Source organism: Alishewanella aestuarii B11 (genome assembly GCF_000280055.1).
In the GTDB taxonomy this organism is placed as follows: Bacteria; Pseudomonadota; Gammaproteobacteria; order Enterobacterales; family Alteromonadaceae; genus Alishewanella; species Alishewanella aestuarii.
In genome coordinates, this window is the sequence record NZ_ALAB01000002.1 from 1 (window position 1) to 11183 (window position 11183).

General features: G+C 50.1%; 12 protein-coding genes. 8 read left to right on the forward strand and 4 right to left on the reverse strand.

The window, feature by feature from the left end; all coding sequences use genetic code 11:
* Window positions 1–157: 157 nt before the first annotated feature.
* A complete protein-coding gene (gene istA / locus AEST_RS00970) occupies window positions 158–1678 on the reverse strand; it encodes an IS21 family transposase (RefSeq protein ID WP_193759634.1) in 1521 nt (506 codons plus the stop codon).
* Window positions 1679–1758: 80 nt separating this feature from the next.
* Between istA and AEST_RS00975 the strand changes: the two genes are divergently transcribed.
* The 3 genes from AEST_RS00975 (at window position 1759) to ahpF (ending at window position 4702) form a co-directional block, all read left to right on the forward strand.
* Window positions 1759–2112, forward strand: a complete 354-nt coding sequence (locus tag AEST_RS00975) for a type 2 periplasmic-binding domain-containing protein (protein ID WP_008606393.1) — start codon at window positions 1759–1761, stop codon at window positions 2110–2112.
* A gap of 300 nt (window positions 2113–2412) precedes the next feature.
* Window positions 2413–2979 carry an alkyl hydroperoxide reductase subunit C gene (ahpC, locus tag AEST_RS00980; protein ID WP_008606394.1) on the forward strand — a complete coding sequence of 189 codons (567 nt, stop codon included), beginning with the start codon at window positions 2413–2415 and terminating at the stop codon, window positions 2977–2979.
* Between the two features lie 178 nt (window positions 2980–3157).
* A complete protein-coding gene (gene ahpF, locus AEST_RS00985) occupies window positions 3158–4702 on the forward strand; it encodes an alkyl hydroperoxide reductase subunit F (protein ID WP_008606395.1) in 1545 nt (514 codons plus the stop codon).
* Window positions 4703–4890: 188 nt separating this feature from the next.
* On the opposite strand, the gene AEST_RS00990 is transcribed toward ahpF, so the two are convergent.
* Entirely contained in the window at window positions 4891–5838 is a 948-nt protein-coding gene (locus AEST_RS00990; protein ID WP_008606396.1) for a hypothetical protein, read from the reverse strand.
* Window positions 5839–6155: 317 nt separating this feature from the next.
* Here AEST_RS00990 and cysG point away from each other — a divergent pair, with 317 nt between their 5' ends.
* The 4 genes from cysG to rsuA all read left to right on the forward strand — a co-directional run bounded on the left by cysG (window position 6156) and on the right by rsuA (window position 9959).
* The gene (gene cysG, locus AEST_RS00995; protein WP_008606397.1) at window positions 6156–7577 is read left to right on the forward strand and encodes a siroheme synthase CysG; all 1422 of its coding nucleotides are present in this window, start codon (window positions 6156–6158) and stop codon (window positions 7575–7577) included.
* 36 nt (window positions 7578–7613) lie between these two features.
* Window positions 7614–8225 carry an adenylyl-sulfate kinase gene (gene cysC, locus AEST_RS01000; RefSeq protein WP_039924801.1) on the forward strand — a complete coding sequence of 204 codons (612 nt, stop codon included), beginning with the start codon at window positions 7614–7616 and terminating at the stop codon, window positions 8223–8225.
* 247 nt (window positions 8226–8472) lie between these two features.
* On the forward strand, window positions 8473–9237 hold the full coding sequence (gene cysQ, locus AEST_RS01005; RefSeq protein WP_008606399.1) for a 3'(2'),5'-bisphosphate nucleotidase CysQ: 765 nt from the start codon (window positions 8473–8475) through the stop codon (window positions 9235–9237).
* Between the two features lie 26 nt (window positions 9238–9263).
* Entirely contained in the window at window positions 9264–9959 is a 696-nt protein-coding gene (gene rsuA / locus AEST_RS01010) for a 16S rRNA pseudouridine(516) synthase RsuA (RefSeq protein ID WP_008606400.1), read from the forward strand.
* A gap of 34 nt (window positions 9960–9993) precedes the next feature.
* On the opposite strand, the gene AEST_RS01015 is transcribed toward rsuA, so the two are convergent.
* Complete coding sequence (locus AEST_RS01015) at window positions 9994–10542, reverse strand: hypothetical protein (protein ID WP_008606401.1); 549 nt, start codon at window positions 10540–10542, stop codon at window positions 9994–9996.
* 131 nt (window positions 10543–10673) lie between these two features.
* Between AEST_RS01015 and AEST_RS01020 the strand changes: the two genes are divergently transcribed.
* Window positions 10674–10916: a GlsB/YeaQ/YmgE family stress response membrane protein gene (locus AEST_RS01020; protein ID WP_008606402.1), complete on the forward strand. Its 243-nt coding sequence runs from the start codon at window positions 10674–10676 to the stop codon at window positions 10914–10916.
* On the opposite strand, the gene AEST_RS01025 is transcribed toward AEST_RS01020, so the two are convergent.
* Complete coding sequence (locus tag AEST_RS01025) at window positions 10913–11155, reverse strand: DUF1289 domain-containing protein (RefSeq protein ID WP_008984885.1); 243 nt, start codon at window positions 11153–11155, stop codon at window positions 10913–10915. The genes AEST_RS01020 and AEST_RS01025 overlap by 4 nt on opposite strands.
* Window positions 11156–11183: the final 28 nt, after the last annotated feature.

Genomic DNA, 11183 nt, shown 5'->3' on the forward strand with positions numbered 1-11183 from the left:
CGCCGTGTAAAGCGCTCTGCGAGCTCGTATTCGCATAAGGCCGCCAGATAGTCACTGTGCGACCAGCCTTTTTCTACCGCGGTTTGCCAGAGTTTTTCATAGTGTCTGACGAACGCCGGCAGCCGTAATTCTTTGAGCAGTAATGCAACGGAGGAGGTCAAAATGGCACCTCCACATCGTGTTTCGCCTGGGCCTTTAATGAAGACAGCAGCGCATCATAACTTTGCAGGCTGTGCTGCTGACTCTTCAGCTCTGGCGCACGTTGCGGTGTAAAGAAGCGCGCCTGGATAGTCTGGGTACACTCAAATTGCCCCACTCTGGCCTGTTGCAGCAGAGTTTCACCCAGTGCGTGTTCGCTATCATATTCACAGGCCAACCGTAGCACCGTGACGATCCATTTACAGGCCTCCTGTGCTGGTAAGGCATCATCCACTAACTGCCACAGCTCACGGTAATTGTCGTCAGGTAAGATGTTATCCCGCAGCTGCGAGAAACGAAACGCCTGCGGTTTAGCCGCCAGTGAGCCGATAATATGCCGGTAGTTAATACACCTCGCGCGGCTTTGGCCGGGTGCCGGGTAAATTCTTGGCAAGGTCAATGCCACCTGCTGGCCCACATAGAGCACCAGTTTGTCATGATACAGTCGTACCTGCAGGCGCTCACCAATCAGCCGGGATGGCACGCTGTACACCACACGACGCACTTCGATGGTGGCACTACGGGTGACTTTAATGCTCAGTAAGGTGTAATCAACAGCACCATACTCCGGTAAGGCCTGCAGGGCTTGCTGCTCTTCTAAAAAGCGGCTGCGTGAGCGCTGGTTCAGCTTGCCGACGATTTGGTCAATAAAGGCCTGATAGGCTTCGATACTGTCAAAGTCACTGTGGCCACGAAGCAGCAGGTGCTGCGCCAGGCGGCGCTTAAATGAGCCATTAGCGCATTCCACCACGCCATTCTCATGCGATTGCCCTAAATTATTCCTTGTCGGCGTCATGTTGTAATGCTCGCACAAGTCCTGATAGGCATCTGTCCAAACGTTTTGTGTGTTGTTTCTGGCGGCACTGAGGCTATCGGTGCGGTGCTCTACCGGACAGCCACCGGCCTGCGTCAGCGCACGCTGTAAGCCGGTAGACAAGGCAGAATAACTCTCACCCCCCTGAACCACCGTCACTGAACGCCAGCCGCTATAAGCGAGGCGGAACTGATACAGTAAATGGGCAAAGGGCTGCTGCTTAATGGTGACCGGGCTATCAGGATGAGTGAAATCGGAGAAGCCCTGTAAACCGGCTTGGGCTTGCTGGCGGAAGATGACGTCTTTCTCCGGGCCATGTAGCGCTTTCCACTGCTTAACCCGCCGCTGCAGGGTGCGCAGAACTCGCTGGTCATATTGGTCTGGGTAGTGCGCCTGCAAATGCTCCAGCAAAGTAATGGGCGTGAGCTCGGGCTTGGCGTTTAACAGCACAACCAATTCGGTTTCCCATACAGCTTCCAGTGGATCTTCGCGGGTGCGCCAATCTCTATCAGCTTTAGCGCGGGGTAAGGTGTTGGACTGCTCAATACGTCGGGCAGTTCGGGTGGAAATGGCAGACTTCGCGGCAGCGATTTCTTGAGTCATGCCTTGTTGGCGATGCTGCATATACAGCTCCTCTTGTCGTTGGGTGATATGTTGTCCAGGCACCTTGAACTCCGAACAGAAAACAAGGTACCTATTGTGACACCCAACCGGCCAAGATAATTGTCGTCAACCGGTCATCCTAATTGTCGCCGAACAAAAGTCTGGGTTTTGCAGTCGATGTCAATTTATTGCGGTTTAATAGTAAATCCGATGCGGTACTGCCGTTTTTGCATGGTAAGGTTGACTTGCTGATTGCCTCGGAACTGATTCTGCCGGTATGGTTGGGCCAGCATCAGCAGCAACTCAGTGCAGTGGAAGCGGTAATCGATTTATCGGCCGTTGGGCATAATTATCTGGCATTACACCCACAACTGCCGTTGGAGCAAGTGCAGCGGTTACAGCAAGCGCTGGATCAGCTAAAAGCCAGTAGTGAATATCAGCAACTGATGCAGCACTTTTTACAACCCAAGCCATCCCTGATCCCCGCTCATCCGTAAAACGCCGCATGGCATTGGTGTCACGGTTTTGTCATGTGCTGGCGCTAAGTTAAGATTTTCTGCACTGTCTGGACATTGAAATTGTCAGCGCTAGCCCAAACCTTTGTGCTGGCTGACTAAGGCGAACTTTGCGACGCGCCGGTGGTCTGTTTTGACGCTACGACGTATCAATCAAAGCTGAGCGTTATCAATTAAAGCGATTAGCATGATTTGTTTTATTCGTTTTAAATGCTAATCATGCATGGCTACACTAGCCAGCGTTGAAACATTAACTGTTTTATTAACTGTAAGGAGCAACACATGTCTTCATTAATCAATACCAAAATCAAGCCGTTTAAAGCGACTGCTTACCATCAGGGTAAATTTGTACCAGTAACTGACCAGGATTTATTAGGTAAGTGGACTGTTGTTTGCTTCTACCCGGCTGACTTCACTTTCGTTTGTCCAACAGAATTAGGCGACCTGGCTGACTTCTATGCTAAGTTCCAGGAAATCGGTGTTGAAGTGTACTCAGTATCAACTGACACCCACTTCACGCACAAAGCCTGGCACGATGCGTCAGAAACGATCAAGAAAATCAACTACCCAATGCTGGCTGACCCAACTGGCGCTATCACCCGCAACTTCGGTGTGATGATCGAGGAAGAAGGTCTGGCACTGCGTGGTACCTTCGTCATCAACCCAGAGGGTGTGATCAAGGTATGTGAAATCCATGACCTGGGTATTGGCCGTTCAGCTGCTGAGCTGTTCCGTAAAGTACAAGCTGCTCAGTACGTTGCTAATCACGATGGTGAAGTGTGCCCAGCTAAGTGGACTCCAGGTGAGAAGACGTTAGCGCCTTCTCTGGATCTGGTTGGTAAGATCTAAGTTTGATGCAACTTGCAGGCAACTGCAGTGTTGTAAGCTGATTACAGCCCCTCGGTGAAGCTGTAATCCAGCTTCACACTGCCAAAGGAAACTTTGGTGTCTGGCCGGTGGAAACACTGGCCCGATCCTCCCTTGCCTTGCTGCGCCGCGACTTTCAGTTTTTAAGGACTTATTCTCTATGTTAGATACTAACCTGAAGCAACAATTACAAACCTATCTGCAAAACCTGAAAACCGAGGTTGAGCTGGTGGTATCTTTAGATGATAGCGCCAAAGCAGCCGAGGTAAGTGAACTGGCAACTGAGATTGCCGAATTATCGAATTTAGTCACCTATCGTCGTGACGATAGTCTGGCACAGCGCAAACCTGCGATGCTGGTGCGCTCTGTGGCCAAAAACACGCAAATTACCTTTGCCGGTGTTCCGCTTGGCCATGAATTTACTTCGTTAGTACTGGCCTTATTGCATTCTGGTGGTCACCCGATCAAGGTCGAAGCCGATCTGATCGAGCAAATTAAAAATATCAGCGGCAGCTTCCGTTTTGAGACCTATGTGTCATTAAGCTGCCAGACCTGTCCGGAAGTGGTGCAGGCGCTGAATATTATGTCGGCGATTAACCCGAACATCACTAACGTGATGATTGACGGCGCCATGTTCCAGGATGAAGTTGCAGCCAAAAATATTATGGCAGTGCCCTCGGTATACCTGAATGGTGAGCTGTTCTCACAGGGTGCCATCACGCTGGAGAAAATTATCCAGAAAATTGACATTAACGCCGAAAAACGTCAGGCCGAAGCACTGAAAAACAAAGCGGAATTTGATGTGTTAGTGGTTGGTGGTGGCCCTGCTGGCGCAGCAGCGTCAATTTATGCTGCCCGTAAAGGCTTAAATACCGGGATCGTGGCCGAGCGCTTTGGTGGCCAGGTCGCAGATACCGTCGGCATCGAGAACTTTATTTCGGTGAAGTACACCGAGGGTCCAAAGCTGGTAGCCGGTTTAGAAGCCCATGTGCGTGAATACGACGTGGATATCATGAATAACCAGCGTGCGGTGAAACTGCGCAAAACCGATAAGGTTGAACTGGAGCTGGCCAATGGTGCGGTACTGAAAAGTAAAACCCTGATTTTAAGCCCGGGCGCCCGCTGGCGCGAAATGAATGTGCCGGGTGAACAGGAATACCGTGGTAAAGGTGTGGCTTACTGTCCGCACTGTGATGGCCCGCTGTTTAAGGGCAAGAAAGTCGCCGTGATCGGTGGTGGTAACTCCGGTATTGAAGCGGCCATTGACCTGGCAGGTATCGTTGAGCACGTGACAGTACTGGAGTTCGCCGCCGAGCTGCGGGCCGATGCGGTTCTGGTGAAAAAAGCTAACTCCATGGGCAATATCACCATTATCACCGAAGCCCAGACCACTGAAGTGACAGGTGACGGCACCCGGGTGAACGGTATTAACTATACCGATCGTAAAACCGGAGAAGCGAAACGGATTGAACTGGCAGGTATTTTTGTGCAGATCGGTCTGGTACCTAATACTGAGTGGTTACGTGGTGCAGTGGAATTATCGCCGCGTGGCGAGATTATCGTGGATGAGCGTGGTCAAACCTCGATCCCTGGCGTCTTTGCCGCCGGTGATGCCACCACAGCGCCCTATAAGCAAATTATCATTGCCATGGGTGCCGGTGCTAATGCGTCTTTGGGCGCGTTCGATTACCTGATCCGTCACTAAGCAACCGTTTTACATAGCCTGGGATACTCTCTCATCCCTGTTTGGCGGCACCTTTGGTTGCCGCCTTTTTTATGATGCCTATCGTGTAATGTAACCAATATTGGTGCTAATACATTCAAAAAGTAGAACTGATTTGAACCAGGTAATATCGCTGGAGTTAACTAATTTTGCACTCTAGAGAGTGCTATTCAGCATCGGTAGTTCACAGTGCATTGTTTGCCATCATTGCTACAAGAAAACGAGTCAGGTAAGCAAATGTTGCCTCCTTTATCATCAATAATCTTAATTCCAATTTTAGCCAAATAGTCAGCTAAAGCATGCAAATCAATTGCATTTTTATCAACAACGTAATTGCGAGCTTCTACAGGGTTATGTGGAATTCGCTTGCCATTTGCATCTGTCGCGACTGGTACGTTCGCTAATGTAACATTTAGCAGCAGTCCATCGGTCAGATCATTGGTAAAATTGAAGTTAAATTTGAGCTGGCTACCATCCGAAAACACAACTGTAGAGCTTGTTCCAGTGCTTAAAGAGGTAGTGACAGAAAATATAGAATTGACGCCTAGCTGCAAGTTGGCTGCCAGTGTTTCCGCAATCGCTCTCGTATCAAAAATTGCGCGCTGTAACCCAGCATGTTGGTTGTTCAAAAAATGACTAAAGCTGCTAGAGAAAGCATCAGGATACTGCAATGCTTCTGCAGCACTACGATAAGGGAATGTATCTGGGAGCAAAATTTTACTGCCGGTTAGAACAGTTTTTAAATCTTCAATGGTCCTACGGTAAGCTAAAAGCTGTTGCTGAGTTTGTTCCTCATTGGCTAGCGTTACGCGATTCAGGTTCAACTGTATTTCATCGTCGGTGTTTCGAGGTCCAGCAGAGTGACGAATTACCTCCGCTTGATATAAATGATATTCTGCATTACTGATATTAAGTACTTTTATTTGGTGATTTCCAGTAGGCATTCTCATTGCCACTTGTTCTGCAGCAGCCTTCATATAAGCTGAAGAGCAGTCATTACATGCAACCAAAGATGTCTGCGCAGCTACTGATGAGATAGATAAACTAAGAAAAAATACTGGGTATAAGAACTTCCATATTCTGTAGGCTATGGATGGACGTAAATTGGTATTGTTCATTACGGACCTTTACTGGTTCAGACGGTTTAAAAGTGTCATTATTAATGACCAATACTAGTTCATTAATAAGATTTGCTCAATATTTATGCTTTTTGTAGTTATTGTGTTTATTTTTATGCAGCTTTGTCTCATCCCGTTCGGGGGTACCTTTGGTTACCGCCTTTTTTATGTCTGTTTAATTTTTAAGAAAATTGAGTATAAGTGTATTTGTTTTTGATAGCCTTTGGTTATAACTGAGCGCAAATTGCTATTTCCGCTTTGCCACGCTGCTGGGTAAGCTGTCAGCCTGATGATAAAGGCTGCAACCCGAGGCGACTGTGCAGTATCTGCCACTTTTTGTAAAACTAACTGATAAGCCGGTGCTGATTGTCGGCGGCGGCAGTGTAGCGCTGCGTAAAGCCGGTACCTTATTGAGCGCCGGCGCCCGCTTAACCGTGGTAGCGCCGGATTTTGCGCCGGAATTTCTTCAGTGGCAAAAGCAGGGCAAAGCCGAGTTGTTACCCGGTTGTTTTACACCTCAGCTGCTGGATGGCAAGTTGCTGGTGATTGCCGCCACCGATAATGACGAGGTGAATGCTGCGGTTTACCAGGCAGCGACAGAGCGCAATATGCTGGTTAACACCGTTGATGATCAGCCAAAGTGTGGCTTTATTTTTCCATCGATTATTGATCGCAGCCCGATCTTAATTGCCATTTCCAGCTTTGGTACCGCCCCGGTATTAGCCCGTCGGTTAAGGGAAAAGTTAGAAACGCTGTTACCGCAACATCTGGGGCCACTGGCGGAATTGGTTGGTCGTTTTCGTGACCAGGTCAAAGCGAAATTTCAGGGTTTTGCGGCGCGGCGTCAGTTCTGGGAGCGGGTATTTGACTCAGATGTGGTAAGACAACTGGAGGCGAACCGGCCACAGCAAGCGGAGCAACAGTTAGCAGAGATGCTGCAGAGTGAACAACCACGGCAGGGCGAAGTATGGATTGTCGGTGCCGGCCCGGGCGATCCGGAGTTATTAACGTTAAAAGCCTTACAACTGATGCAGCAAGCCGATGTAGTGGTTTACGATTATCTGGTGTCGCCACAGATTATGGAGCTGGTACGCCGTGATGCGGAGCGGATTTGTGTTGGCAAAAAAGCCGGTGCGCACTCGGTGCCACAGCAGGATACCAATGCGCTGCTGGTACAACTGGCGAAACAAGGTAAAAAAGTCTGTCGCCTAAAAGGCGGCGACCCTTTTATTTTTGGCCGCGGTGGCGAGGAAATTGAAGCCCTGTTGCCAGAGCAGATCCCGTTTCAGGTGGTGCCGGGTATTACTGCCGCAGCCGGTTGCGCCGCCTATGCCGGTATTCCGTTAACCCATCGGGATTATGCGCATAGTGTGCAGTTTGTGACCGGCCATTGTCGTAAAGCCGGCGATGAGCCAGACTGGTACAGTATGAGCCGGCCGCATCAGACGCTGGCTATCTATATGGGTATTCTAAAAGCAGCCGACATCCAACAGCAGTTGCTGACTTACGGCCGGGATCCGGCAACGCCGCTGGCGATTATTGAAAATGGTACCCGTCGTGAACAACGGGTGATCACCGGCACCTTGTCTGAATTAGCCCAATTGGTCGAGCAGCAACAGGTGGTTTCACCAGCGTTATTGGTGATCGGTGAAGTGGTAGCGCTACAATCGCAGTTGCACTGGTTCGGGCAGCGTCCCGGCGCTGCGGTGTTTCAGCAGCCGCTAACCCGGCTTGCCTAACGCCTTGCCGTAACAAACAGGAGAGTAGTGAGCGGTATGACAGAACTTAGCAAAGCGACGCATATTCAGTGGCAGCAATACCAGATTGATGCGGCCGCGCGCGCCCGGTTAAAGGGGCATCAGAGTGCCGTGCTCTGGTTTACCGGCCTGAGCGGCTCGGGTAAATCGACCGTGGCCAATGCGTTGGAGCAGGCATTGCTGGCGCGCGGTGTGCACACCTATTTGCTGGATGGCGATAATGTGCGGCATGGCCTGTGCGCTGATCTGGGGTTTAGCGCAGCGGATCGGCGTGAGAATTTACGCCGGGTCGGTGCTGTTGCCGGCCTGATGGTCGATGCCGGCCTGCTGGTACTGAGTGCCTTTATTTCGCCACTGCGCGAGCAACGCGAGTTGGTAAAAAGTATGCTGCCGCCGGGAAAGTTTCTGGAAATTTATATCGCCACACCGCTAGAAGTGTGTGAGCAGCGCGATGTAAAAGGTTTATATAAAAAGGCGCGCGCCGGGGAAATCGCAAACTTTACCGGCATTTCCGATCCCTATGAGGCGCCATTGGCCGCTGATTTGGTGCTGAATACAGCGCAAAGCTCGCTGGAGCAAAGTGTAGATAAATTGCTGGCGTTATTAGCCAATAAAGGGGTGATTGCCTAGTTGTTGCTTGCCGTTTGGCACAGCATTCTGATAGGTGCAGCGGCCTTGGCAGGGTAGTCTTTTCTCCACCGGCTTCAAGGATCACATCCCTGTGCCCTTTCAGCCTGCGCAGCCTCCCTGCTGCTGTTACGAAAAGACTACCCTACCAAGCCCTGAAGCAGCGTTGTTGAGTCGTCAGTTTCTTTCAATAGCGCTATTCTTAACAGCATGTGTTTGACTGCAATGCTATGATTTTCTGGAATATATAATGAACATATTAAACGCTATTATTGAGATTGCTGAACAGGCCGGTCAGGCGATCTTAGAAATTTATCAGCGGGATCCGCGAGAGTTTAATATTACTGATAAAGCCGATGCCACACCGCTGACGGCAGCCGATCTGGCCGCGCACCAGCTGATTGTTAATGCCCTGACGGAGTTGACGCCGGACCTTCCCATTTTATCGGAAGAAGCCGCCGATATTAGCTGGGCAGTGCGGCAACACTGGCAACGTTACTGGCTGGTCGACCCGCTGGATGGCACGAAAGAATTTATTAAACGCAACGGCGAATTTACCGTCAATATTGCGCTGATCGAACTGGGTGAGCCGGTGCTGGGTGTGGTGCATGCGCCAGTGCTGGCAAAAACCTATTATGCCGCCAAAGCTCAGGGCGCCTGGTTAAAAACCGCCGCCGGTAGCCAGGTGATCCAGGTTAGCCAAACTGCAGAGGTGGTTAGAGTGGTTGGCAGTCGCAGCCACCCCAGCCCGGATCTCGCCGGTTATTTAGCCAGGCTGCCGCAGTATCAACTGGTTGAAGTGGGTAGCTCGCTAAAATTTTGTTTAGTCGCTGAGGGGGTGGCCGATGTTTATCCGCGCTTTGGCCCGACTATGCAGTGGGATACCGCCGCCGGACATATCATTGCGCTGGAAGCGGGGGCCAGCGTGCAATTTGATGGCATTAGCGGCCCGGTTTATCAGCGTGAACAGCTACTTAATCCGAATTTTATGGTCTCGGCGCTAAGACAAAGCTAAACTGTCTTCATCAACTAAGGTGAATTATGCGTTTAGATAAGTTTATTTGTGATTGCACCGGTCTGACCCGTTCGCAGGCCGGCAAAAGTATCCGTCAGGGTTTAGTCAGTATTAATGGCGAGCCGGTTAAGCAAGCTGCCCGTCAGGTCAGTGTAACGGATCAGGTGGAGCTCGACGGTGAGCCACTACAGCTGATCGGCCCACGCTATATTATGCTGCATAAGCCTGCCGGCTACGTCTGTGCCAATGATGACCCCGAACACCCTATTGTTTTTACGCTACTGGATGAACCGCTGGTTGAACGTTTACATACCGTTGGCCGGCTGGATTTGGATACTACAGGTTTGCTGCTATTGACTGACGATGGTCAGTGGTCACATCGCTTAAGCTCACCAAAACACCATGTCGCGAAAACCTACCGGGTTTGGACTGCAGATCCGATCCCAGCTGAAGCCGTTGCCCAATTTGCTGCTGGCGTGATGCTTCGTGGCGAAAAAGAGCCGACCAAGCCAGCACAATTAGAGCTGGTGGCAACGCACGAAGCCCTGCTCACCATTCACGAAGGCCGCTACCATCAGGTAAAACGGATGTTTGCCGCTATCGGCAATAAAGTTGAACGACTACACCGCGAGCGGATCGGTGCTTTGCAGCTGCCGCCAGAGTTGGCAGAGGGGGAGTATCGAGCTCTGACTGGGCCAGAATTAGCGTTAGTTGAAAGTTGAGCAGCAAGCGCGCGGCAAGCTGCTCAAAATCGCTCTAGACAAGTTTTTTGAAGTCAGGGTGATTTACAACTTCTTTTAACAGCTCTTGGACAGCAGGACCAAAGGCATCCGCGACGTTTTTACAAGCTGATGGCGCACTCCAGCTGGTACCGAACGGATATTTCACTGACACTTTATAGCCTTCAGAAAGATTCGACTTTACAGTCATTGATACTTCCCAAAAGGCTGGCGTAACTGAACTGAATTTCAGCTCCTCTACTACAGCTTGGATCTCAGTGCTGGCGCTTGGGTTATAAACCTGAGCTAAAAACAATTCTTCCTGGAAGGCCGCTTCAATATACTGAGGGATGGTTTTGCCCGGAGCTACTTTTACCGGCCCCATTAAGCGACACATTGGGCTTTCATCTACACCTTGTGCAATCTGTACCTTACCCATTTTAACTTTTTTATTTTCAGCCTGAAGTGTTTGCTGAATTGAGATCACATTTGCTGAAGATGCTTTGTAAGGAATGGAATTTGTTGTTTCACAGCCCGCCAGTACCAGGGTAGATGTGATAGCTAAAGCTGCAATCTTTAATTTCATAGATGACTCCGTAGTGTTATTGTTAGATCCGGTTTGAAGCTTGTTGAATTTATAGCTATCTTGATTGCTGGGCAAGATACTGTGTAAAAAATAGTTATCCGCTTTTTAACAAAAAATAGGTTAAAGCAATTATGAATTTTATTCTGTTTCTGATTATCGGTGCGGTCGCTGGCTGGTTGGCCGGCAATATTATGAAAGGTCGTGGCTTTGGTGTGCTGGGTAATATCGTAGTCGGGATCGTCGGCTCCTTCCTCGGTGGTATGCTATTTGGTGCCCTGGGGTTAAAAGCCTTTGGTTTGATTGGCTCACTGATTACCGCAACAGTGGGTGCTGTGGTGTTGCTATATCTGATTAGTCTGGTGAAAAAAGCCTAGAACAAATCCAGTGAACCGGGTTGCGGCTCAGGTTGTGACCCGGCATTAGCTTTCTGCTGTAAGCGCGCCCGGCGCTGAGCCAGCAGTTTTAAAATGCGCGCCCGCTCTGCAGCCGGCTTTAGATGCCAGTTAAAGCGCTCTTCGCGCGAGCGCAGGCAGCCCTTGCAATAACCGCGTTGATTGCTCTCACACACCCCAATGCAGGGGTTCGGTAGCTCAAATAACTCAAGTTGGTCCACGGCCGTGGCGACCTGCTGTTTTACACCT